We start from the raw sequence: 22,019 nt of genomic DNA on the forward strand, positions 1-22,019 counted from the left end.
ACTCATGATGCGCCGCCTGCTCTGTTGTTTGTTCCTGTGTCTTTGCCCTTTGGTGCTGTTTGCCGCCGAAGCCGCCAAACCCAAAGTCGGCCTTGTGCTGTCCGGCGGCGCGGCCCGTGGCCTGGCCCACGTTGGCGTATTAAAGGCCCTGGAAGAACAGGGCATTCATATCGATGCCATCGCGGGCACCAGCATGGGCGCAGTGATTGGCGGTCTGTATGCCTCCGGCTACAAAATCGATGAGCTGGAAAAACTCGCGCTGAGCATCGACTGGCAAGAGGCCCTGTCCGATGCGCCGGAGCGCGAAGACATACCTTTTCGGCGCAAGCAGGATGACCGCGACTTTCTGGTCAAGCAACAACTCAGTTTCCGCGACGATGGCAGCCTGGGCCTGCCATTGGGCGTGATTCAGGGCCAGAACCTGGCATTGCTGCTCGAAAGCCTGCTGGCCCACAGCAGTGATGTGCGCGACTTCGACAAACTGCCAATCCCGTTCCGCGCCGTGGCCACCGATATCGTCAATGGCGAAAAAGTGGTGTTTCGCAAGGGGCATCTGCCCCAGGTGATCCGCGCCAGCATGTCAATCCCGGCGGTATTCGCCCCGGTCGAGATCAACGGCCAGCTGTTGGTCGATGGCGGCATGGTCGACAATATCCCGGTGGATGTGGCCCGGGAGATGGGCGTGGACATGGTCATTGTGGTGGATATCGGCACCCCGTTGCGGGGCCGCAAACAACTCAACACCGTGTTCGACATCCTCAACCAGTCGATCACCCTGATGACCCGAAGCAATTCAGAAGTGCAGCTGGCATCATTGAAGCCTGACGATATTTTGATTCAGCCCGCCCTGGCCAGCTATGGCGCCACTGATTTTGGCCGCTCACTTGACATCATCAATGCAGGCTACAGGGCCACGCAGGTGCTTGAGAAACGCCTCGCCAGCCTGCGTCAACCTACGGACGTGCAACTGGCTGAAGCCCGCACCCCCGAAGAACGCACTCCGGTGATTACCGCGATCAAGATCGAAAACGACTCGAAAATCGGCGACTCGGTAATCCGCTACTATATTCGCCAGCCCATCGGCGAGCCCCTGGATCTGGGCCGCCTGCAACGTGACATGGGCACGTTGTACGGGCTCGATTACTTCGACCAGGTGCAATACCGCGTGGTGCACAAGGGCAAGGAGCGCACCCTGGTCATCAGCGCCAAAGGCAAGCGCAGCGGTACTGACTACCTGCGCCTGGGGCTGAACCTGTCGGACGACATGCGCGGTGACAGCGCCTTCAATATTGGTGCCAGCTACCGAGTGAACGGCATCAACCGGCTGGGTGCCGAATGGCTGACGCGGGTGCAGATTGGCGACAAGCAAGAGCTGTACAGCGAATTTTACCAGCCCCTGGATGCCGGCTCGCGCTACTTTGTCGCCCCCTATATCCGCGCCCAGTCACAAAACGTGGAAATCATCGACGAGAACGACCCTATTGCCGAGTACCGGCTGGAGCGCTATGGCTTTGGTCTTAACTTTGGTCGCCAAATCGGTAACAGCGGTGAAATTCGCCTGGGCATCGGTGAGGCATGGGGCAAGGCAGACGTACGCATCGGTGAGCGCGACATGCCAAGCCTCAACTTCAAAGAGGGATCCTATGATTTGAAGTACTCATTCGACTCACTGGATAACGTGTACTTCCCCCATTCAGGAGAAGACATCAGCCTGAGCCTGCGCCAGTTCGACCCGAGCCTTGGCTCGGATGAGCGCTATCGACAGTGGGAATTCAAACTGGACAAAGCCATGAGTTCAGGCCCCAATACCTGGATATTGGGCGGGCGTTACGGACGTACCCTGGACAAGACTGAAATTGTCACCTCGAGCTTCTTGCTCGGCGGGGCACGACAACTCTCAGGTTTCAGGGAAGATGCGATTTCGGCGCAGAATATAAGCCTGATGCGCGCCGTTTATTATCGTCGCCTCACGCCCCGCTCGTATTTGCCGTTTGATTTTCCGTTGTATGCCGGCGCTTCTCTGGAGCGCGGACGTGCCTGGAACAACGACAACGAGTACAACAGCGGCTATATCAATGCGGCGAGCATTTTTATCGGCTTTGACACGCCGCTGGGGCCGCTGAACTTCAGCTACGGCTTCAACGATGATGACCAGAAAGCGCTGTATCTGAACCTGGGGCAGACGTTCTGACGGCTGAAAACAGACTACTGTGGGAGCGAGCCTGCTCGCGATGCTGGCAGCGTGGTCTTTTAGACAGGCCGCAGTGATGCCATCGCGAGCAGGCTCGCTCCCACAACAGGGATGTGTGAGATCAGTTCTTTTCGAGGTTATCCAGAATCCGCTTGTGCACACGCAGGCAAATGCGCGCTTCTTCTTCATCAATACCCACGAACAGCTCCTGACGCAACGCCGTGGCAATGGCTTCGATCTGTTCGATCAGCGGGCGGGCAGAATCACTCAAGACGATTTTTTTCGCACGGCGGTCTTCAACCACCGCGTGACGCTGCACCAGCCCCTGCGCCTCGAGGCTGTCAAGCAGACGAGCCAGTGTCGGACCTTCAACGCCAACGCTCTGGGCCAGCTCGCGCTGCGTGGGCGCCTCGTCAAAACGGGCCAGATGCAAAAGCACCAGCCAGCGTGCCTGGGACAGGCCCAGGCCAGCGAGACGACGATCCAGCTCGGCACGCCAACCACGGGACATTTGGGCCAGTTGCATACCAAAACGGTGTTGATCGGTTAACGGCATAAAAAACTCAATGTTTAGACTGAAAATAGAGTGAAACTAATTATTAGTCAGCTAAGCATGCCGTTTGCTCATAGGCAAGGCCTATAAGTCAATCAATCGTTACATAATCCTCGTAATAGCTAGATTTCAAACTCCGATTGCAGGGCTGCACGCACGCAATACAGCACGCCCTCAGGTACCCGCCCCTTGAACTGCTCGGCGATGCTGGCCACGCTCGGCAGCTCGCCTTCACCATCGAGGAATGCATCCTGCACTTCCTCCATCAGCTCTTCAGGCAAGTCCAGTGCCTGCTCCAGCGACAGCTCCTGACGACCTATGGCTTCGGCCAGCATGGTGTAAACGTTCTTTTCCGAGCACTGCAATTGCCCGCTGATCTGCAGCGGAGTCATGCCGGCGCGGGCCAGGCTGATCAATTCGTGGCGGATATCGGCCACCACCTTCGGTGTTTCGCCCTGCCCGCCCAGCACTTCGAGGAATGCCTCGCCATAACGCTCCAGCTTGCGTGCACCGACGCCGCTGACCCTGGCCATCTCGGACATCGAGGTGGGCTGGCTGCGCAGCATTTCGAGCAGCGTGGAGTCGGGGAAGATGACATAGGGCGGTACGCCGTGCTCCTCGGCCAGTTTGCGCCGCAGGGCACGCAGGGCTTCCCACTGTTCGCGCTCTTCGCCACGCACCAGCTGGCTGGCCGGGCTGGCAGAGCTGCTCTTGACCGAGGTTTGCGGCTTGAGCTCGCGACGCAGCTCCAGGGTCACTTCGCCACGTAGCAAAGGCCGGCAGCTGTCGCTCAAGCGCAGGCCGCCGTAGCCTTCAATATCGATGTCAGCCAGACCACGGGCCACCAGCTGGCGGAAAAGCGTGCGCCACTCGCCTTCGGCGCGGGCTTTGCCCACACCAAAAACAGATAGATGTTGATGGCCAAAGCTGCGGACTTTTTCGTTTTCGCGACCCAGCAACACGTCGATCAAGTGTCCGGTACCATAACGTTGGCCCGTGCGATAAATCGCTGACAGCGCCTGACGCGCTGGTTCGGTGGCATCCCAGGTCTGCACGCCGTCCACGCAGTTGTCGCAATGCCCGCAAGGTTGTGGCATTTCTTCATCAAAGTAAGCGAGCAGGGTCTGACGGCGGCAGCGGGTTTCTTCGCACAGCGACAGCATGGCGTCGAGTTTGTGGTGCTCCAGACGCTTGTGTCGCTCGTCGCCTTCGGAGTTTTGCAGCATCTGCTTGAGCATCACCACGTCTTGCAGGCCGTAGGCCATCCAGGCATCCGCCGGCAGACCATCACGGCCTGCGCGGCCGGTTTCCTGGTAATACGCCTCTAGCGACTTGGGCAAGTCCAGATGCGCAACGAAACGCACGTTGGACTTGTCGATGCCCATACCGAACGCAATGGTGGCTACCATGATCAGCCCTTCCTCGTTGAGGAAGCGCTTCTGGTTGGCAGCCCGGGTGTCGCTGGGCAAGCCGGCGTGATATGGCAAGGCCGGGAACCCCTGATCGCAGAGGAACTGCGCGACTTCATCGACTTTTTTACGGGACAGGCAGTAGACGATGCCCGCATCGCTGCGACGCTCCGACAAGAACGCCAGCAACTGCTTGCGCGGCTGCTCTTTGGGCACGATGCGATAGAAAATATTGGGACGGTCGAAGCTCGACAAAAAGCGTTCGGCATTCTGCAAATGCAGGCGAGTGACGATCTCTTCGCGGGTGCGCTTGTCGGCCGTGGCCGTCAGGGCAATTCGCGGCACAGTGGGAAACACTTCAGCCAGTTGGCCCAGCTGCAGGTATTCAGGGCGGAAGTCGTGGCCCCATTGCGATACGCAGTGAGCTTCGTCGATGGCAAACAAGGCGATGTCCAGGCTCTGCAAAAACGCCATCATGCGCGGCTGCACCAGACGCTCCGGCGCAAGATAGAGCATCTTGACTTCGCCGCGCTTGATACGGTTGGCCAGCTCGCGCTGCTGCTCGGCACTCAGGGTCGAATTCAAGGACGCCGCGGCCACCCCGAGTTCCTCAAGGGTCGCGACCTGGTCGTCCATCAAGGCAATCAGCGGCGATACCACCACGGCCAGGCCATCGCGCAGCAAGGCCGGTACCTGGAAGCACAGGGACTTGCCGCCGCCGGTGGGCATCAGCACCAGGGCGTCGCCACCATTGGCCACGCGCTCAATAATGTCACCCTGGCGGCCACGGAAACTGTCGTAGCCGAAGATGTCTTTGAGTACGCGTTGAGCCTGTTCGAGCATAGAAACTCCAGAAATCGCCGAAACACCCCTGCGCCAGCACGATCCGCCACGCCCGCAAGCCTCTAAAAGGCTCGGACCCAGGCCACCGGTACGCGACATTTAACGCAGGGCATCACAAAACGCGGCAGTATACCCGAGCACTCCCCCGCTGCGGGGGGTGTAATTGCAACACCGATAACCGGGAACTGATGGCAAATGTGCCCTGCGGCTGGCTTGGAAGCTCAAGAAAGCCTAGAATTCACTATCGTTTATTTACTAGGTAACACTTAATGTCCTTCGCTGAGCAACTAACCCGCCTGCAAGCCTTCCTCGACGCCGACGAGCTGCATGACGAGGCGCTGGACTACGTGGCCACCCACGGCTATCTGACTGCCCTGTCCATCTGTTCCGAGGAAGTGCCAGAGCGCGAATGGATCGACGCGATCTTCTCCGAAGCCCCGCATTACAAGGACGACGCCCAGCGCGCCGAAATCGAAGGCACGCTGATCCAGCTCAAGGCTCACATCGCCCGTCAACTGGCGTCCGATGAAGAGTTCGAACTGCCATGCGACCTGGATCTGGGCGACGAGCCGGATGATTCCGACCTGCGCGGCTGGTGTGTAGGCTTTATGGAAGGCGTATTCATGCGCGAAGCCGCCTGGTTCGAAACCGCCGAAGAAGAAGTCAGCGAAATGCTGCTGCCAATCATGGTGGGCTCGGGCCTGTTCGATGATCAGCCAGAATTCGAAGACATCGCCAAAGATGCCAACCTGATGGACGACATGATCGTTCAGATTCCGGAAGCGCTGACGGCCCTGTACCTGCTGTGCCAGGCGCCAGACGAAAAGCCGGCGATCCTCAAACCGCGCCACCACTGATCCTTTAGTGGTTCAGCCCCCACTCGGCAACCGCCCGCGGTTGCTGCGCTACGCTTTGTTTGCCATTGGCTGGCTGAGCGTAGCCCTGGGGGTGATCGGCATATTTCTGCCGGTACTGCCTACAACCCCTTTTCTGCTATTGGCTGCCGCATGCTTTGCGCGCAGTTCGCCGCGTTTTTATCAATGGCTGGTCGAGCACCCACGGCTCGGGCCATGGATCCGCGACTACCTGGACGGTAATGGCATCCCGCTCAAGGGCAAGGTCTACGCCATTGGCCTGATGTGGCTGAGCATTGGCCTGTCCTGCTACCTGGTACCCTTGCCATGGGCCCGGGGCTTTATGCTGACCAGTGCCGTGCTGGTGAGCATCTACATCCTGCGACAAAAAACCCTCGAAAAACCCTGAAACCCTTGTGGGAGCGGGCTTGCTCGCGTTCGCCCCAACTCGGCTTCCCCGACATACCCCGCCGCCTGCATCGCGAGCAAGCCCGCGCCCACAGATTACGACTTGTGCCCGTGATTTTTCAGATAGGTATCGGCACCCATCGCTTCGATCTGGCCTTCAATCAACGCCTCGAACGGGCGCAGCAACGGCGTGAACGAGGTGGCCGGCTCCAGAATTTCCAGCGCCTGCACAATCGCTTCCAAAGTAGACAGGGCACCCGGCCCCGGCGCCTTGCGCAACCGGTAACGTGACACAGCGCCCTCGGGCAACGTCACCCGCGGCAATTGCGCCAGCAGCGGATTAAGGTGCAGCAACTTGCGCGCCTTGCGCCAGGTGCCGTCCGGTACCACCAACAGCAACGGCAGGTCCTGCTCGCCCACAACATCGGCCACGATCAGTTGCGCATCGTCACCGGGGAACAATAACCGCGCCCGATACCCCGGCGGGTTGAGCAAGGTTGCCAAATCTTCGAACACCTCGCCAACCACCAATTGTGCGTTGGTCAGTCCCAAGGCTGCCAGTCGGGCGGTGTTCAGTGCGTGATTGACCTCACTGGGGTGCTGCAACAGCAACACGCGGGTACGGCTTGCCAGTTGTGGAATAAGTTCGCACAGGCAGTGGGACTGCGGGCGCATACAGCGCGGGCATTGGGCTCGGGACATAGAGTAAACGGGCTCGTTCAAGGTTTATGAAGCTGGGCTTTGAGCAGGTCGCGAAACGTCTGGATCAAGGGTTCGCGGCTGCGACCACGGCGCACGATCATCGAGAACGGCGCCTGATAGCCAAAGGTCGCGGGGAGCAGCACGCGCAGGTCACCCTTCTCCACCCAGGGCTCGGCATAGTGTTCGGGCAGGTAACCGATGTAGGCGCCCGAGAGCACCAGAATCAGCTGTGCCTCCATGCTGTCCACCGTCGCAGCGCTGTGCTTGAAGCCGTGGCGCGCCAGTTCAGCCTGGCTCCAGTAGCCGCGCCCGACCATCCGCTGCTGGGTAATCACCGGCCCGGGGATACGCCGCTCACTGAACAGAGGGTGTCGTGTGCTGCAGTACAGCCAGTGCTGCTCGCGGTACAACGGCTGGTAGACCAGCCCGCTCATGCGCGTGGAAAACGCTCCGATGGCCAGGTCCAGGCGATTGTCCTGAACCCCGAGCTGCAATTCATACGGGCTCATCACCGATAAATGCAGGTGCACAGCTGGATGCTCCTGGCTGTAGGCACCAATGGCCTCGGCAAAGGGCAAGGCCTTGTCGTTGACCGTCGAGTCGATCACACCCAGGTTCAGGGTACCGCGCAACTCACCCTTGAGCGCTGCCGCGTATTGCTCGAAACCTTCCAGTTCGCCCAGCAGGCGCAGGGTTTCCTGATGGAACAACTCGCCCTTGCTGGTCAGGCTGAACCCGCCACGACCGCGATGGCACAGCACCAGCCCCAGATTGGTTTCAAGCTGGCTCATATAAGTGCTGATGGCAGACGTCGAGAGGTTGAGCGCCTGCTGGGCATTGGCGAACCCCTGGTGCCTGACCACGCTGGCAAAAATTCGCAATAGTTTCAGATCGGGTAAAGCGTTGGCCATCAGTAACTCACTTTCCACCGTGGGAGCGGGCTTGCCCGCGATACAGGCGCCCGGGTTTCAGCCTGCTCTATGGTGATGCATTCGCGAGCAAGCCCGCCCCCACAGGCAATGATGAATGATCAAAGTCTACCGCTATCAGTTTAGAAAAACCTGAACTAAGTATTTGTTCGCAGCGATTCTTCCCGCCTCGCACCTTTCGCAGAATCGAGCGCCATAACTCCTACAAAACGACGAGGCCTTACCCGTGGACAAAATTCTTCATCAACCACTGGGCGGTAATGAAATGCCGCGCTTCGCCGGCATCGCCACCATGATGCGCCTGCCCCACCTGCAATCGGCCGCCGGCCTTGATGCCGCTTTTGTCGGTGTGCCCCTGGATATCGGCACTTCGCTGCGCGCCGGCACCCGCTTCGGCCCCCGCGAAATCCGCGCCGAATCGGTAATGATCCGCCCGTACAACATGGCCACCGGCGCCGCCCCCTTTGATTCATTGTCGGTTGCCGATATCGGCGATGTGGCGATCAACACCTTCAACCTGCTGGACGCCGTGCGCATCATCGAAGAGGCCTACGACGAAATCCTTGAACACGATGTCATCCCCATGACCCTGGGCGGTGATCACACCATCACCCTGCCCATCCTGCGGGCCATCCATAAAAAGCACGGCAAGGTTGGCCTGGTGCATATCGATGCCCATGCCGATGTAAACGATCACATGTTTGGCGAGAAAATCGCCCACGGCACCACCTTCCGCCGCGCCGTGGAAGAAGGTCTGCTGGACTGTGACCGCGTGGTGCAGATCGGCCTGCGTGCCCAGGGCTATACCGCTGAGGACTTCAACTGGAGCCGCAAACAAGGGTTCCGCGTGGTGCAGGCCGAAGAGTGCTGGCATAAATCCCTGACGCCATTGATGGCCGAAGTGCGCGAGAAAGTCGGTAACGGCCCGGTGTACCTGAGCTTTGATATCGACGGCATCGACCCGGCCTGGGCGCCGGGCACCGGCACCCCGGAAATCGGCGGCCTGACCACCATCCAGGCAATGGAGGTGATCCGCGGTTGCCAGGGCCTCGACCTGGTCGGCTGCGATCTGGTAGAAGTCTCGCCGCCGTACGACACCACCGGCAACACTTCATTACTTGGCGCCAACCTGCTCTACGAAATGCTCTGCGTGCTGCCCGGCGTAGTACATCGATAAGGACATCTCTGCGGTGCCAGCAAGCCTTGCGCTTATGGCACCAAGCCACCGTGCTTTAGCTGCATCCATAAAAAAAATAATCGGAGATTCGCCATCATGGCTCTAGATCTACTGGTCGTCCTTATCTACGCAGCGGCAATGCTGGTGCTCGGTTACTACGGCATGCGCAAGGCCAAAACCCACGAAGACTATCTGGTTGCCGGACGAAATCTGGGACCCACGCTGTATATGGGCACGATGGCCGCCACCGTTTTGGGCGGTGCCTCTACCGTCGGCACCGTGCGCCTGGGCTATGTACACGGGATTTCCGGCTTCTGGCTATGTGCCGCTCTGGGTTGCGGGATCATCGCGCTGAACCTGTTTTTGGCCAAGCCGCTGCTCAAACTGAAAATTTTTACCGTCACCCAGGTGCTGGAAAAACGCTACAACCCGATGGCCCGCCAGGCCAGTGCGGTGATCATGCTGGCCTACGCACTGATGATCGGTGTGACCTCAATCCTGGCCATCGGCACCGTTCTGGAAGTGCTGTTCGGCCTGCCTTTCTGGATCTCGGTATTGATCGGTGGTGGCGTGGTGGTGATCTACTCCACCGTGGGCGGCATGTGGTCGCTGACCCTGACCGACATCGTCCAGTTCGTGATCAAGACGGTCGGCCTGATGTTCGTGCTGCTGCCCATCTGCCTGTACCGCGTCGGCGGCTGGGACGAACTGGTGAGCAAGTTGCCAGCCTCGAACTTCAGTTTCACCAGCATCGGCTGGGACACGATCATCACCTACTTCATGATTTATTTTTTCGGCATCCTGATCGGCCAGGACATCTGGCAACGGGTGTTCACCGCCAAAACTGCCAAAGTGGCCAAGTATGCTGGCACATTCGCCGGGTTCTACTGCATCCTCTATGGCCTGACCTGTGCACTGATCGGCATGGCCGCACACGTGCTGATTCCCGATCTGGATAACGTCAACAACGCCTTTGCCGCCATCGTCAAAGTGTCGCTGCCAGACGGTATTCGCGGGTTGGTGATTGCAGCAGCACTGGCGGCCATGATGTCCACCGCCAGCGCCGGTTTGCTGGCAGCCTCCACCGTACTGACCGAAGACCTGTTGCCAAGGCTGCGCGGCGGCAAGCAGTCGAGCCTGCGGATCAACCGCCTGTTTACCCTGCTGACGGGCATTGCCGTACTGGGTATCGCGCTGGTGGTGTCTGATGTGATCAGCGCCCTGACCCTGGCCTACAACCTGCTGGTGGGCGGCATGCTGGTGCCATTGATCGGCGCGATTTTCTGGAAACGCGCCACTACAGCGGGCGCCATCTCCAGCATGAGCCTGGGTTTTATCACCGCATTGATATTCATGATCAAGGACGGCCTGGACGCCAACACCCCGATCTACTACAGCCTGGCCGTGGCACTGGCAAGCTTTGTGCTGGTCAGCCTGATAGATCGGCGCCCTGTGGCGGTGGCCAGCGTCGCCTGAGAAGGTCTTTCTTGAGCGGGTCCGACGTTCCTGTTCGTACCCGTTTTTCTGCCGATCTCATTTCATACAACCGCAAACACCAATACCCCGCCCACGCAGCGCCTTGTCGCTGCCAGCCCATTAGTCAGTCCAACTACGCTTGAAAAGCGGCTACAGGGGATGTAGCCGCTCAACTTCAAACTACCTGTGATTGATTAAATGGACTTAACACCATGACCCACTTCAAGACGTACCTGGCTATTGCCGTGGTGGCCACCACCACGATGCTCACCGGCATGAATGCTCAAGCCGATGTCACCACACTGACATTCGAGATCATCAACAACACCTCCGGGCCGCTCAAACTCAATCGTTCAAACTGGAACCTGTCGCTGGTCGAACCCGGCTACTTTGATGTCGATCCGTTAAGCGAGCATTCGATTGCAGTCAGCTATAAAACCAGCTTCGGCTACCCGCGCAAAACCCCTGCGATACTTCGCGAAGTCTTTTCATACGCCAATGGCAATCGGGAATGCACCTTTAACACAGCACTGCGGGTTACCCAGTCATTTGGCGTATTCAAACCCACACTGAGCTCTACACGATCTGCCAGTGCAACCTCGACGGGTATGGATGATGCGAAATGTGAAGCGCGAATAACGGAGAAAACAGACCAGGCGCCGCTAAACTACAGCGTGCGTTTTACCATGGGCTGACAAGCCCTGATGGATGGGGGCAGTTCACACTGCCCTTGTGTTGCCTGCAGCCCTTCACCCCTCTCGCCGGCAATCACCGGGAGCCGTGAACAGCACGCGACGCAAACGCAACTTTAGCGGCGACGTTGCGGACGACGACGCGGATCCTCGACAGGGATAGGCACAGGTTGCATTGGCGGCTCGATCAGGCCGAGGGCCACGCCCAGGTCATGGAGCCAGGTTTGCAGTTTGTCTTTCATATATCCCCCTTGGGGTCACTCGAGCGACGGGAATTCAGTGGTCGCTTCGTACAGATAATAGTCCTAAGTACTACAAGATGCTTGCTTAAGGTCAATGAACTTTAGGCTAAGTCGCCCCATACATCGGATTCAGGCCAGCACTTGAAGTTGCAGCGATTAATCATGAACTGGCAGCGAACGGGCCTGTTGCAGCTGTATCCAGGCATTCAGGTTTGCCCCCGTCATGCCTTTTCGCCACATCAGCCAGGTCGTGGCGCATGCAAAAGGTTGTTTCAAAGGGTGTACACGGACATTTTCACGCCCCGGCAAGCTGGCCAGCATCGAAGCCGGCATCAATGCGACCCCCGACCCCGCCGCCACGCACGCCAGCATGCCTTGATAGGATTCAATCTCCATTACCCGGCCCATGGCTGCGCGATCACTGGCGTACCAGGCTTCAAGCCGGGCCCGATAAGAACAGCCCTGGCGAAAAGTAAACACTTCACGCCCCTGCACATCCTTGGCGTGGGTGATCTGCGGATGATCCAGATCACTGATCAGTACCAGGCGCTCGTCACAAAACTCCACCCCGTCCAGGCCTGCCAATTCCAGCGGGCCATCCACCAGGGCGGCATCCAGGCGCCCGCCCAGCAGCCCTTCGAGCAACTCGCCGCTGGGTGCCGATTGCACATGCAGATTCACCGCCGGGTAGGTGCGATGGTAGTGCGCCAGCAGGTTCGGCAAATGGATTGCCGCAGTGCTGTACATGGTGCCCAGGGTGAACTTGCCCGAAGGCACGCCACCCTGCACCGCGCTCAGCGCTTCATCGTGCAGGGCAAACAAACGTGCGGTGTAATCCAGCAGCACCTGCCCTGCCGGAGATAACTGCAAGCGCTGACGCTCACGCATAAACAGTTCGACCCCCATCTGCTCTTCCAGTTGCTTGAGCCGGGTCGACAGGTTGGAAGGCACTCGGTGCAGACGCTCAGCCGCACGGGTGATCGACCCTTCTTCAGCCACGGCCTGAAAAATACGTAATTGGCTGAACTCCACACGATTCTCCAAAACAGAATAAGTAGATCACTATTATTCATTTTTAGAGAAAGTCAAATGCCACTAGCCTGACGGTCATTCTTCACTATCGGGAAATCCCAGCATGTCACCCCTGATTCGCCTGCTCGCCAGCCTTGTTGCACTCATGATGGCCATGGGCATTGGCCGTTTTTCCCTGACGCCGCAACTGCCGCACCTGATCAGCGAAGGCCAGATCGACCTGACCGGCGCAGGGCTGATTGCCGCCGCCAACTACCTGGGTTACCTGCTCGGCGCCCTGGATGCCATGCGCGCCAGGCGCCCCGACCAGGTGCGTAACCGATTGCATACAGGCCTGTGGCTGTGCGTTGGGCTGACGCTGGCGTCGTACTGGGCCCAGGGGTTTTGGGCGCATCTGTTATTACGATTCGGCTCCGGGATCGCCAGTGCCTGGGTGATGGTGATGATCACCGCACTGAGTCAGCACATCGCTATCACCGCCAATCGACCGCGTCTGGGCGCTCTGGTTTTTGCCGGGCCCGGTCTCGGGGTGATGCTGACCGGACTGCTGGCCCTGGCCGCCAATTTAACCGGGCAAGACTCGGCCTCGCTCTGGATGATTTATGCCCTGGCGGCACTGCTGATGTTGCTGGTGATTTTGCCCGCGCTACCGCAACCCGCTGCACTTGCCGCCCGGCCTCAAACGATGCAGCCCGATAACCGGCAACCCGGGATCGCCCGTCTGGGAGCAATTTATGGGCTCTATGGCCTGGGCTATATCATCCCGGCGACATTTTTATCCCAGATGGCCAATGCCCGGTTTCATGGCCAGTGGCAAGCCGATCTGTTCTGGCCAGCATTCGGGCTATGTGCTGCCATTGGCGTGGCACTGATCAGCTTTCGTCGGCCGCGCCCTGCTACCACGCGCTTCTGGCTGATGGGCGGGTTATGGATTCAAGCCCTTGGTGTGCTGGCGTGCCTGCTTCCGAGCAGCGCGGGGCTGGCACTTGGTGTAATCCTCTGCGGCACACCGTTTCTGGCCTGCATGCCGCTGGTGATGCAGTGCTCACGGGATCTGGCGCCCAATGCCACAGCGCGCAATGCGGCCATGCTGACCGCCTGTTTCGCCGTGGGCCAACTGTGCGGGCCATTGCTGGCTGCATTGAGCAGCCATTTCAGCGGCGGCTTGCAACCGGCACTGATCATCGCGGCCAGCGGGCTGCTGCTAGCGGGCACTCTGGCCTGGCAGTCGGTCAGCCCCCCAGCAGAGCACGCACTTTGCGACGCACCCACTGCTCGGCGCTGACAAACGTAATACCGCACAGCACCAGCACTGCGCCCACCACAAAGTTGACGCTCAGAGGCTCATGCAGCACCAGCACACCGAATGTCACTCCGAACAGCGGGGTCATGAAGGAGAACACCGCCAAGTTGGAAGCCATATAACGCTTGAGTAACCAGAACCACACCAGATAACTGAAGAACGACACGACCAGCCCTTGAAACAGCACACTGGCCACCGCCACGGTGGTCAGGCTGACGTGGCTGATCTGGCCGCTGAAAGCGGCAATCACCAGCAGGCCGAAAAAACCGACAATCAACTGATAGAACAGGGTCAGGGTCACAGGTGCCTCCGACAACCGCGAGCCGCGCACCACCACCGTGGTCGCGCCCCAGGCCATGCCCGCCAGAATGGCGTAGGCATCGCCCAGCAGCACGTTGCGGTCCATGTCAGCAAACGACATACCGCCCGCGAATGAGAAGGCAATCCCGGCAAACGCAAGCAATATCCCCAGCCATTGCAAAGGCCGCAAGCGCTCGCTGGGCAACAGCCAGTTAATCCCGAGTGCGGTGAAAATGGGCGCGGTATAGAGAAATACCGACATATGCGCGGCACTGGTCAGTTGCAGGCCTTCGGAAATAAAGAAGAACTCCAGGCCGAACAGGCTGCCTGCCAGCAAACCGCCACGCCAGGTGGCAGGCACTTGGCTCCAGCCACCCTTCCAGCAGATCAGCAGCCCAACCAGCAGTGCTGAAATACCGGAGCGCATGGCGGCCTGCATCACGGGTGCGATATCGGGTGCCGCCAGCTTGATGATGACCTGTTGCACACCCCAGATCAGGCACAATCCCAGCATCACTTGCAGTGCGAAAGCATCCGTTGCTCGCCGCGAAACACTCATAGTTCACCCGAAAAAAGCCACACCTAAAAAGGTCGAAAACAATCAGGACGCCAGCTTGCGTGCCGCCCAATAACCCGACAGGGCTGCAAGACAGGTCAGTAACCCGCCCCAGGCCATGTCCATCAATGCCAACTGGGGCGACCAGCCTTGCAGCGTGGCCCAGTTCGTCATGTCATAGGTGCCATAAGCCACCAGCCCGAAAAACGCACCTGCCAGAGCAGCCCTGCGCGCACTGGCCCGGGCAAGGGCCGGCAATACCACAAAGAACACCACGCCCAGCACATACAGCAGGTAAAACACGATGGCCGGGCCCCACTTGGGTTGAGCCAGCATCAACGAACCCAACAGCTCTTTATAGGTAGAGCTCATAAGCAGGCCCAGCCACAGGCCGTCAAGCACCAGAAAAGCCAGTAACGCACCGATATACGCCCACACTGCCTTGCTCATGTCGCCAGCCCCTCGTGTTGGATCAGATCAGTTCGATACGGTCCGGGTGGATCGCAATCTTGCCTTCCTTGTAGAGCGCACCAATGGCTTTCTTGAAGTTGCCCTTGCTGACGCCAAAATGAGTACTGATGACTTCAGGGGCACTTTTGTCGCTCACGGCGAGCACACCGTTGTTGTCGCGCAACTTGCTGAGGATCTTCGAATTCAGGCTGCTGGCTGCTTCCTGGCCAACCGGTTGCAGGCTCAGGCTGATCTTGCCGTCCGCACGGACTTCCTTGATGTAGCCCTTTTCCTGCTTGCCCGCACGCATGAACTTGAAGATTTCATTCTTGTGGATCAAACCCCAGTGCTTGTTGTTGATCACGGCTTTAAAGCCCATGTCCGTGGCCTCGGCCACCAACAGATCAACTTCCTGGCCGACCTGATAATTGGCCGGGGTTTTGTCCAGGTAGCGGTCCAGACGGGCAGTCGCGGTGATACGACGCGTGTGCTTGTCGAGGTAGACGTGCACCACGACATATTCGCCGGCGGTCATCTGGCGCTTTTCTTCGGAATACGGCAACAGCAAATCTTTTGGTAAACCCCAATCGAGGAATACGCCGATGCTGTTAACTTCAACCACTTTCAAGCTGGCAAATTCACCGACTTGAACTTTTGGTTTTTCAGTGGTGGCAATTAACTTGTCAGCGCTGTCCAAATAAACAAAGACGTTGAGCCAGTCTTCATCTTCGCTGGGAATATCTTTTGGAATATAACGATTGGGCAACAGGATTTCGCCGTCAGCCCCACCATCCAGATACAAACCGAAGTTTGTATGTTTAACCACTTGCAAACTGTTGTAGCGACCGATTAAAGCCATGTCCAATACCCTCATTACGTAGGCGGCATTCTACCCGAGTTTAGGGGGGCAAATTGGAGTGCCGCAGCCCGCCATCCAAAAAATCTGCGAAAGGTTTGATTTATCAGGTTTTTCCAACGCGCCTTGGACGCCACTCGTCAGCCTGGCGGATGCTCAAAGGCCATCTGCGCACGGCCGGACACGTATACAAAACCTCCCACGTTATGAATTAAAACAGCGAGTTAGCCGACAATTATGCAGTCGTTCATGCTGACTCATACTGCACCGATATTATTTTACGAAGATATTTAACAAGCAATTGTCAAGTATTTCAGGTACTATCGCTGGCCAAGTTATTTTCTACAGGTCAATAGCCGCCATGCGTGTAAAAGCATCCGCCAGCAAAGCAAAGCCAGCTCCCGCTGTTGAAACCAGTGATTCCATCAATGCTCAAATCGAAGCATTCCTGAAATCCGGCGGCGAGATTCAGCAAATCAGCAAAGGCGTCAGCGGCCAAACTTTCGGCCCGTCCAAGCAAATCACGCTCGGCAAGAAGTAATACCCCCTCGCTTCATCTGGTCCTTATGCGCTTTGCCCTTCAAGGCGCTAGGACTCTCGATTTATCCCCTTTGTTCCCCTGCCCCGCCCCCGATTCGCATCGATAAATCGACGAACGGCACTTTGTTGCCGATATTCCTGCGTATGCTCCGAAGGCTCTGAATCAAGCCTTTGAGCCCAAATAGGGAGCCGATCATGCTGACACGGACGGTGTTGCTGGCCAGCACGCTGCTGACCAGCACCATTGCAGACGCACAGGTGTTTTCCCGCGAGCTGGGCGACTTCGACCTGAAGCTGGCCACCCAGCCCAGCCGCAGCATGGCCCAGGGCCTGGTCAAGCCCACCAGCCCCGGCTCGACCTTTCATGGCGGCCTGGACCTGACCCACGACAGCGGCTGGTATGTCGGGCAATGGGCACCCACCATGGGCATCAAGCCTGGCAGCAACCTGGAAGTGGATTCGTATCTGGGCTACAAGCGCCCCTTTGACCAGACCCTGAGCTATGAGCTGGGGGTGATCCATTACAGCTACCCCAAAGTCGACTCACTCGACAGCCAGCAGATCTTTGCAGGCCTCACCGTGCTGGGCACGCGCTTTGGCGCCGCCTTCAGCAATGATCCGGGGCGCCGCGACAGCACATTGTTTGCCGATCTGGGGGTCAACCAGCCCTTTGGCATCGGCGTAAGCATGAAATACACCACCCACCAACTGGGCTCACCGGTGTCCATTGCCGACGGTGGCAGCGTACGCGCATTCAATGACTGGTCGATCAAACTCTCGCGCCCCTGGATGGGCATTGACCTCAACGTGATCTACAGCGATTCCAGCCTGGACGGCAGCGACTGCTCTGCCTACTCAGGGCAGAACTCCCAGTGTGATGGCTTACTGACATTTAAGGCCGAGCGGACGTTCTACTGAAACGCCCGGGTTTTGTCGGAGCGGGCTAGCTCGCGATGCAGACGGCGCGGTTTCCCAGTCACCCCACGATGACACCATCGCAGGCAAGCCAGCTCCTGCAGACATTGCGGCGCTCACAAAATCTGCGGCGTTTCAGGCAACAAAAAACCCGGCGCAGGCCGGGTTTTTTGTGAGCCATGCCAGCGATTTACTCAGCCGCTGGTGCTTCTGGCTTGCGGCGCTTGAGCGGCGCCATGCCGTCCTTGCTGACCAACGAAAGAGCGTCGGTCTTCGGGCGGTTGGCGATCTTGCGCTTGGTCGGTGCCTTGGCGCCCGACTTCTTCTTGACGCCCTTGGCGTCGGTCTTTTTCTTCTTCACACCAACAGCCTTACCCGAAGCCTTGACGTTTTTCGGGCCGCCGTAGACGCCTTTGACTTCCTTGATGGTACGGCGCTCGAAGCTTTGCTTCAGGTACCGCTCAATGCTGGACATCAGGTTCCAGTCACCATGGCAGATCAGCGAGATCGCCAGGCCATCATTGCCCGCACGGCCAGTACGACCAATACGGTGAACGTACTCGTCGCCGCTGCGAGGCATATCGAAGTTGATCACCAGATCCAGGCCTTCAACGTCCAGACCACGGGCCGCCACGTCGGTAGCCACCAGAATCTTGACGCCGCCCTGCTTCAGGCGATCGATGGCCAGCTTGCGGTCTTTCTGGTCTTTTTCACCGTGCAAGACGAACGCCTTGTACTCCTGAGCCACCAGGCGACCGTAGATGCGGTCAGCCATGGCACGGGTGTTGGTGAAAACGATGGCTTTTTGATAAGTCTCGTTAGCCAGCAGCCAGTTAACAATTTGCTCTTTGTGCTGGTTGTGGTCTGCCGTGATGATCTGCTGACGCGTGGTGGCGTTCAACTGGCTGACCTGGTTGAGCTGCAAGTGCTCAGGGTTGTTCAGTACCTTGCCGATCATCTCACGCAGGCCCGAACCACCGGTGGTGGCCGAGAACAGCATGGTTTGCTGACGGTTCGGGCACTCATCGACCAGACGTTGCACGTCTTCGGAGAAACCCATGTCGAGCATGCGGTCGGCTTCGTCGAGTACCAGAACTTCAACTTCTTTCAAGTCAAGGTTGCCGGCATTCAGTTGCTCGAGCAAACGGCCAGGGGTGCCGATCAGGATATCCGGCACCTTGCGCAGCATGGCCGCCTGAACCTTGAAGTCCTCACCGCCGGTGATCAGACCGGACTTGATGAACGTGAACTGCGAAAAACGCTCAACTTCTTTTAGCGTTTGCTGTGCCAGCTCGCGGGTCGGCAGCAAAATCAACGCTTTGATACTGACGCGGATTTTGGCAGGACCAATCAGACGATTCAGAATCGGCAGTACGAAAGCGGCAGTTTTGCCACTCCCGGTTTGAGCTGTAACCCGCAGGTCACGCCCTTCGAGCGCGAGCGGGATGGCCGCTGCTTGCACAGGCGTAGGCTCGACAAATTTAAGCTCGGCCACAGCTTTAAGCAGGCGTTCGTGCAGGGCGAAATCGGAAAACACGGGTGCTACCTCGAAGAAATACAAAAAATCAGCGGCATAGAGTAACGGTTTCGAGCGCCAAGGCCGAGTTACTTTGCACGAACGGCGTGAAACAAATGGTTTTTTAGGGTCTTTAGTCCAATCAAGGCCCACAAATCGCCCTGAAGTGCTCTAATCCCATGGCCATTTATTACCGGATATCGTTTTAGCTTATGGATACTCAAGCACTCTGGAGCCAAATCCAGGACCTGTGGGCCAATCTGGATCAACATCCCTGGGTTTCGGCCATACTGGGCCTGATCGTTCTCGTGGGCGTCGCCCTGCTGGCCGGTCATATCGCACGCATTATTATCCTGCGCGTGACCAAAATGCTCGGCCGCCAACCGGCCCTGCACTGGATCAATGATTTACGCGAACACAAGGTGTTCCATCGCCTGGCGCAACTGACTCCCTCGCTGATAGTGCAGTTCGGGCGCAATCTGGTGCCGGACATGAGCGACAACGGTCGCCACTTCCTTGGCAACCTGGCGCTGGCCATCACCATCTTCGTACTGACGCGGGTTATCAGTTCACTGCTGGACGCCTTGCTCGACATCTATTCGCGCACCAACTACGCCAAGACCCGCCCGATCAAGGGCTACATTCAGCTGACCAAAATGTTGCTGTATGTGTTCTCGGCCATCATCATTGTCGCGACCCTGATCGACCGCTCGCCAATGCTGCTGCTTTCCGGGCTGGGGGCAATGTCTGCGGTTATCCTGCTGGTCTACAAGGACACCCTGCTGTCGTTCGTGGCCAGCGTACAGTTGACCAGCAACGACTTGCTGCGGGTTGGCGACTGGATCGAAATGCCTCAGGTCGGGGCCGATGGTGATGTGATCGATATCACCCTGCATACCGTCAAGGTGCAGAATTTCGACAAGACCATTGTCTCGATACCCACCTGGCGCCTGATGTCCGAGTCGTTCAAGAACTGGCGCGGCATGCAGCAGTCCGGCGGCCGGCGGATCAAGCGCAGCCTGTTTATTGACGCAAGCGATGTTGCGTTCCTGACCGATGAGCAGGAGCAACGTCTGGAGGGAGTGCGCCTGCTGAGCGACTACCTGCATCGCAAGAAAGCCGAACTCAAAAGCTGGAATGAAGCCCAGGGCAACGTGGCAGCCATGTCAGCCAACCGTCGACGCATGACCAATATCGGTACTTTCCGCGCCTATGCCCTTGCCTATCTGAAAAGCCATGCCGATATCCAGCCGAACATGACCTGCATGGTGCGCCAACTGCAAACCACGCCTCAAGGCGTACCCCTGGAGGTGTACTGCTTTACCCGAACCACTGTGTGGGACGAATACGAACGCATTCAGGGCGATATCTTCGACTATCTGCTGTCAGTACTGCCCGAGTTCGGTTTAAGCGTGTACCAGCAACCAAGCGGTAATGACCTGCGCAAGGGGCTGTTGACCAGAATACCGATCGAAGAGTGATGTGTAGCCGCTAAGGAGTACAGAGAGGCTGCGAGAATCTGAAAGCCCTGCGGGGCTTGTCGCAGCCTCTTGTCTCGTCAGCGGCTAAATGTTCAGGCGTGCTTGAACTGCGGGTCGCCAGTGAGTTTGAACAACAACTCGATGCCCTGCGGCCAGGTGCCATAGCCACCTTCGCCATTGATATGCCCGGCATTCTCCAACCATACCAGTTCACTCCCCCAGGCCTGGCTGAAGGCCTCGGCCCGCTCGCGGGTGACATAGGGGTCGTTGGTACTGGCTACGGTGATCGCATCAAAAGGCAGGGTATTGAGCGGCATGGGGCTAAAGCCTGAGGTCCCGGCCGGGTAGCTGTCGGCCTCGGTATCACTGGGTGCCACCAGTAACGCCCCGCGCACCCGCCTTGCTTCCTTGGGGTGCTGCTGGGCCCAGCGGGCTATCAGCGTACACGCCAGGCTGTGACCCACCAGCACTACGGGGCGCTCGCTCTTGGTGATTTTTTTATGCAGGTTCTGCACCCAGTCAACACAGGCGGGAGTTTCCCAATTGTCCTGCTTGACCCGATGCAAACCGCTGTAGCGCTGCTCCCAGTGAGATTGCCAATGCTCTGTTCCTGAATTGAACAGGCCCGGCAAGATCAACACCCTGACTGTCATTCCGACTCTCCCTTAAGGCGATAGATGGACTGAGATTGACCTTAGACCGTCACAGCCCTGCGGTCTAGCCGGCTTATCCAGACGGCAATCAATATCACCAGCCCGCCCAGGAACAACCGCCCCAGAGGCTCGTGTTGATTCCAGATCAACAGGCTGAAAAACAGACCCACCGGCACATGCACGTTGTTCATGACCGCCAGGGTCGCGCCACTGACCATGCACGCGCCCTTGTTCCACCAATACAGGCCAAGTGCAGTGGAGACCAGCCCCAGAAACACCAGCACTCCCCACTGCAAGGGGGCTTCAGGCCAGAAATCGGCTTTGCCGAACAACACAAAAGCAGGCAGTACCACAGCCAGCGCACCCAGATAGAAGTAACCGAAGCGCCGGTAATGCGGCAAATCGCTCGGGTAGCGTGCGACCAGATGCCGGTACATCACCTGACCGGCGGCATAAGTGAAGTTGCCCAGTTGCAGGAGCAGGAAGCCCTTGAAAAATTCGGGGCTGATGGTGTCAAAACGAATGACCGCAGCCCCCATAACGGCGACCAGTGCCGCAACAAGCGCCCACGGATTGAAACGGCGGTTGATTGCATCCTCGATTAGGGTCACGTGCAGGGGGGTCAGGATGGTGAACAACAACACCTCCGGAACCGTAAGCACTCGAAAACTCAAGTACAGACAGACGTAGGTGACACCGAACTGCAGCGCCCCGATCAACAGCATGCCGCGCATGAAACCGGGTTCGACCTGACGCCAGCGTGTGAGCGGAATAAATACCAGCCCCGCCAGTACCACACGCACCAGTACCGCAAAGTAACTGTCGACGTGCCCCGCCAGATACTCGCCAATCAGGCTGAATGAAAACGCCTGAATCAGGGTAACAATTAACAGATAGCCCATGAATCTCTCGCTCAAAAACCGTAGTTGCCTGTTCGTTTA

22 protein-coding genes are annotated in these 22,019 nt (G+C 58.2%); 10 read left to right on the top strand and 12 right to left on the bottom strand.

Features of this window, described 5'->3' with window-relative positions:
- Positions 1–7: 7 nt before the first annotated feature.
- A complete protein-coding gene (locus ACP7BE_RS22800) occupies positions 8–2,191 on the top strand; it encodes a patatin-like phospholipase family protein (RefSeq protein WP_095018931.1) in 2,184 nt (727 codons plus the stop codon).
- 121 nt (positions 2,192–2,312) lie between these two features.
- Here ACP7BE_RS22800 and ACP7BE_RS22805 read toward each other — a convergent pair whose 3' ends face one another.
- Positions 2,313–2,747 carry a MarR family transcriptional regulator gene (locus ACP7BE_RS22805; RefSeq protein WP_095002651.1) on the bottom strand — a complete coding sequence of 145 codons (435 nt, stop codon included), beginning with the start codon at positions 2,745–2,747 and terminating at the stop codon, positions 2,313–2,315.
- A gap of 119 nt (positions 2,748–2,866) precedes the next feature.
- Positions 2,867–4,996, bottom strand: a complete 2,130-nt coding sequence (gene recQ / locus ACP7BE_RS22810; protein WP_095024137.1) for a DNA helicase RecQ — start codon at positions 4,994–4,996, stop codon at positions 2,867–2,869.
- Positions 4,997–5,265: 269 nt separating this feature from the next.
- Here recQ and ACP7BE_RS22815 point away from each other — a divergent pair, with 269 nt between their 5' ends.
- Both ACP7BE_RS22815 and ACP7BE_RS22820 read left to right on the top strand, forming a co-directional pair.
- Entirely contained in the window at positions 5,266–5,853 is a 588-nt protein-coding gene (locus ACP7BE_RS22815) for a YecA family protein (protein ID WP_095002653.1), read from the top strand.
- Positions 5,854–5,860: 7 nt separating this feature from the next.
- Positions 5,861–6,259 (top strand): YbaN family protein, encoded by a 399-nt coding sequence (locus ACP7BE_RS22820; RefSeq protein ID WP_169916488.1) that lies wholly within the window; start codon positions 5,861–5,863, stop codon positions 6,257–6,259.
- A 95-nt stretch (positions 6,260–6,354) separates the two neighbouring features.
- Here ACP7BE_RS22820 and ACP7BE_RS22825 read toward each other — a convergent pair whose 3' ends face one another.
- Both ACP7BE_RS22825 and ACP7BE_RS22830 read right to left on the bottom strand, forming a co-directional pair.
- Positions 6,355–6,960 carry a tRNA-uridine aminocarboxypropyltransferase gene (locus ACP7BE_RS22825; RefSeq protein WP_095002654.1) on the bottom strand — a complete coding sequence of 202 codons (606 nt, stop codon included), beginning with the start codon at positions 6,958–6,960 and terminating at the stop codon, positions 6,355–6,357.
- 17 nt (positions 6,961–6,977) lie between these two features.
- A complete protein-coding gene (locus tag ACP7BE_RS22830; protein WP_095002655.1) occupies positions 6,978–7,871 on the bottom strand; it encodes a LysR family transcriptional regulator in 894 nt (297 codons plus the stop codon).
- A 244-nt stretch (positions 7,872–8,115) separates the two neighbouring features.
- On the opposite strand from ACP7BE_RS22830, the gene speB reads away from it, so the two are divergent.
- The 3 genes from speB to ACP7BE_RS22845 all read left to right on the top strand — a co-directional run bounded on the left by speB (position 8,116) and on the right by ACP7BE_RS22845 (position 11,237).
- Entirely contained in the window at positions 8,116–9,066 is a 951-nt protein-coding gene (gene speB, locus ACP7BE_RS22835; RefSeq protein WP_095002656.1) for an agmatinase, read from the top strand.
- 96 nt (positions 9,067–9,162) lie between these two features.
- Positions 9,163–10,542, top strand: a complete 1,380-nt coding sequence (locus ACP7BE_RS22840; protein ID WP_095002657.1) for a sodium:solute symporter — start codon at positions 9,163–9,165, stop codon at positions 10,540–10,542.
- A gap of 212 nt (positions 10,543–10,754) precedes the next feature.
- On the top strand, positions 10,755–11,237 hold the full coding sequence (locus ACP7BE_RS22845; RefSeq protein WP_095002658.1) for a hypothetical protein: 483 nt from the start codon (positions 10,755–10,757) through the stop codon (positions 11,235–11,237).
- A 113-nt stretch (positions 11,238–11,350) separates the two neighbouring features.
- On the opposite strand, the gene ACP7BE_RS22850 is transcribed toward ACP7BE_RS22845, so the two are convergent.
- Together ACP7BE_RS22850 and ptrR are read right to left on the bottom strand one after the other, a co-directional pair.
- The gene (locus tag ACP7BE_RS22850) at positions 11,351–11,476 is read right to left on the bottom strand and encodes a PA1414 family protein (RefSeq protein WP_254924894.1); all 126 of its coding nucleotides are present in this window, start codon (positions 11,474–11,476) and stop codon (positions 11,351–11,353) included.
- A 156-nt stretch (positions 11,477–11,632) separates the two neighbouring features.
- Positions 11,633–12,508 (bottom strand): putrescine utilization regulator PtrR, encoded by an 876-nt coding sequence (gene ptrR, locus ACP7BE_RS22855; RefSeq protein ID WP_095002659.1) that lies wholly within the window; start codon positions 12,506–12,508, stop codon positions 11,633–11,635.
- 103 nt (positions 12,509–12,611) lie between these two features.
- Here ptrR and ACP7BE_RS22860 point away from each other — a divergent pair, with 103 nt between their 5' ends.
- Positions 12,612–13,793 carry an MFS transporter gene (locus tag ACP7BE_RS22860; protein WP_095002660.1) on the top strand — a complete coding sequence of 394 codons (1,182 nt, stop codon included), beginning with the start codon at positions 12,612–12,614 and terminating at the stop codon, positions 13,791–13,793.
- Here the strand turns inward: ACP7BE_RS22860 and ACP7BE_RS22865 are convergent.
- From ACP7BE_RS22865 to ACP7BE_RS22875, 3 genes are read right to left on the bottom strand one after another with little or no spacing between them, the layout of a single operon-like run.
- The gene (locus tag ACP7BE_RS22865; protein ID WP_095002661.1) at positions 13,741–14,670 is read right to left on the bottom strand and encodes a DMT family transporter; all 930 of its coding nucleotides are present in this window, start codon (positions 14,668–14,670) and stop codon (positions 13,741–13,743) included. The two genes, ACP7BE_RS22860 and ACP7BE_RS22865, sit on opposite strands and share 53 nt — an antisense overlap.
- 42 nt (positions 14,671–14,712) lie before the next feature.
- Entirely contained in the window at positions 14,713–15,117 is a 405-nt protein-coding gene (locus ACP7BE_RS22870) for a DUF2177 family protein (RefSeq protein WP_095002662.1), read from the bottom strand.
- A gap of 22 nt (positions 15,118–15,139) precedes the next feature.
- Positions 15,140–15,976, bottom strand: coding sequence for a CvfB family protein (locus tag ACP7BE_RS22875; RefSeq protein WP_095002663.1), 837 nt, complete (start codon positions 15,974–15,976; stop codon positions 15,140–15,142).
- A 358-nt stretch (positions 15,977–16,334) separates the two neighbouring features.
- Between ACP7BE_RS22875 and ACP7BE_RS22880 the strand changes: the two genes are divergently transcribed.
- Positions 16,335–16,514 carry a hypothetical protein gene (locus ACP7BE_RS22880; RefSeq protein ID WP_016781632.1) on the top strand — a complete coding sequence of 60 codons (180 nt, stop codon included), beginning with the start codon at positions 16,335–16,337 and terminating at the stop codon, positions 16,512–16,514.
- A 194-nt stretch (positions 16,515–16,708) separates the two neighbouring features.
- Positions 16,709–17,431, top strand: coding sequence for a TorF family putative porin (locus ACP7BE_RS22885; RefSeq protein WP_426107401.1), 723 nt, complete (start codon positions 16,709–16,711; stop codon positions 17,429–17,431).
- 187 nt (positions 17,432–17,618) lie between these two features.
- Here the strand turns inward: ACP7BE_RS22885 and ACP7BE_RS22890 are convergent, their stop codons facing one another.
- The gene (locus ACP7BE_RS22890) at positions 17,619–18,965 is read right to left on the bottom strand and encodes a DEAD/DEAH box helicase (protein ID WP_095002665.1); all 1,347 of its coding nucleotides are present in this window, start codon (positions 18,963–18,965) and stop codon (positions 17,619–17,621) included.
- A gap of 191 nt (positions 18,966–19,156) precedes the next feature.
- On the opposite strand from ACP7BE_RS22890, the gene ACP7BE_RS22895 reads away from it, so the two are divergent.
- Complete coding sequence (locus ACP7BE_RS22895) at positions 19,157–20,425, top strand: mechanosensitive ion channel family protein (RefSeq protein ID WP_095002666.1); 1,269 nt, start codon at positions 19,157–19,159, stop codon at positions 20,423–20,425.
- Between the two features lie 92 nt (positions 20,426–20,517).
- On the opposite strand, the gene ACP7BE_RS22900 is transcribed toward ACP7BE_RS22895, so the two are convergent.
- Positions 20,518–21,078 carry an RBBP9/YdeN family alpha/beta hydrolase gene (locus tag ACP7BE_RS22900; RefSeq protein ID WP_095002667.1) on the bottom strand — a complete coding sequence of 187 codons (561 nt, stop codon included), beginning with the start codon at positions 21,076–21,078 and terminating at the stop codon, positions 20,518–20,520.
- Between the two features lie 41 nt (positions 21,079–21,119).
- Positions 21,120–21,980 carry a carboxylate/amino acid/amine transporter gene (locus ACP7BE_RS22905; protein WP_095002668.1) on the bottom strand — a complete coding sequence of 287 codons (861 nt, stop codon included), beginning with the start codon at positions 21,978–21,980 and terminating at the stop codon, positions 21,120–21,122.
- Positions 21,981–22,019 lie beyond the last annotated feature (39 nt).

This window comes from Pseudomonas sp. TWR1-1-3 (assembly GCF_049896805.1).
GTDB lineage: Bacteria > Pseudomonadota > Gammaproteobacteria > Pseudomonadales > Pseudomonadaceae > Aquipseudomonas > Aquipseudomonas bubulae.

Excerpts from the sequence above, each read along its gene's own strand:
- ACP7BE_RS22800 (WP_095018931.1), top strand. The coding sequence starts at position 8 with ATGCGCCGCCTGCTCTGTTGTTTGTTCCTGTGTCTTTGCCCTTTGGTG.
- ACP7BE_RS22805 (WP_095002651.1), bottom strand. The coding sequence starts at position 2,747 with ATGCCGTTAACCGATCAACACCGTTTTGGTATGCAACTGGCCCAAATG.
- recQ (WP_095024137.1), bottom strand. The coding sequence starts at position 4,996 with ATGCTCGAACAGGCTCAACGCGTACTCAAAGACATCTTCGGCTACGAC.
- ACP7BE_RS22815 (WP_095002653.1), top strand. The coding sequence starts at position 5,266 with ATGTCCTTCGCTGAGCAACTAACCCGCCTGCAAGCCTTCCTCGACGCC.
- ACP7BE_RS22825 (WP_095002654.1), bottom strand. The coding sequence starts at position 6,960 with ATGTCCCGAGCCCAATGCCCGCGCTGTATGCGCCCGCAGTCCCACTGC.
- ACP7BE_RS22830 (WP_095002655.1), bottom strand. The coding sequence starts at position 7,871 with ATGGCCAACGCTTTACCCGATCTGAAACTATTGCGAATTTTTGCCAGC.
- ACP7BE_RS22840 (WP_095002657.1), top strand. The coding sequence starts at position 9,163 with ATGGCTCTAGATCTACTGGTCGTCCTTATCTACGCAGCGGCAATGCTG.
- ACP7BE_RS22845 (WP_095002658.1), top strand. The coding sequence starts at position 10,755 with ATGACCCACTTCAAGACGTACCTGGCTATTGCCGTGGTGGCCACCACC.
- ACP7BE_RS22850 (WP_254924894.1), bottom strand. The coding sequence starts at position 11,476 with ATGAAAGACAAACTGCAAACCTGGCTCCATGACCTGGGCGTGGCCCTC.
- ACP7BE_RS22860 (WP_095002660.1), top strand. The coding sequence starts at position 12,612 with ATGTCACCCCTGATTCGCCTGCTCGCCAGCCTTGTTGCACTCATGATG.
- ACP7BE_RS22865 (WP_095002661.1), bottom strand. The coding sequence starts at position 14,670 with ATGAGTGTTTCGCGGCGAGCAACGGATGCTTTCGCACTGCAAGTGATG.
- ACP7BE_RS22870 (WP_095002662.1), bottom strand. The coding sequence starts at position 15,117 with ATGAGCAAGGCAGTGTGGGCGTATATCGGTGCGTTACTGGCTTTTCTG.
- ACP7BE_RS22875 (WP_095002663.1), bottom strand. The coding sequence starts at position 15,976 with ATGGCTTTAATCGGTCGCTACAACAGTTTGCAAGTGGTTAAACATACA.
- ACP7BE_RS22880 (WP_016781632.1), top strand. The coding sequence starts at position 16,335 with ATGCGTGTAAAAGCATCCGCCAGCAAAGCAAAGCCAGCTCCCGCTGTT.
- ACP7BE_RS22885 (WP_426107401.1), top strand. The coding sequence starts at position 16,709 with ATGCTGACACGGACGGTGTTGCTGGCCAGCACGCTGCTGACCAGCACC.
- ACP7BE_RS22895 (WP_095002666.1), top strand. The coding sequence starts at position 19,157 with ATGGATACTCAAGCACTCTGGAGCCAAATCCAGGACCTGTGGGCCAAT.
- ACP7BE_RS22900 (WP_095002667.1), bottom strand. The coding sequence starts at position 21,078 with ATGACAGTCAGGGTGTTGATCTTGCCGGGCCTGTTCAATTCAGGAACA.
- ACP7BE_RS22905 (WP_095002668.1), bottom strand. The coding sequence starts at position 21,980 with ATGGGCTATCTGTTAATTGTTACCCTGATTCAGGCGTTTTCATTCAGC.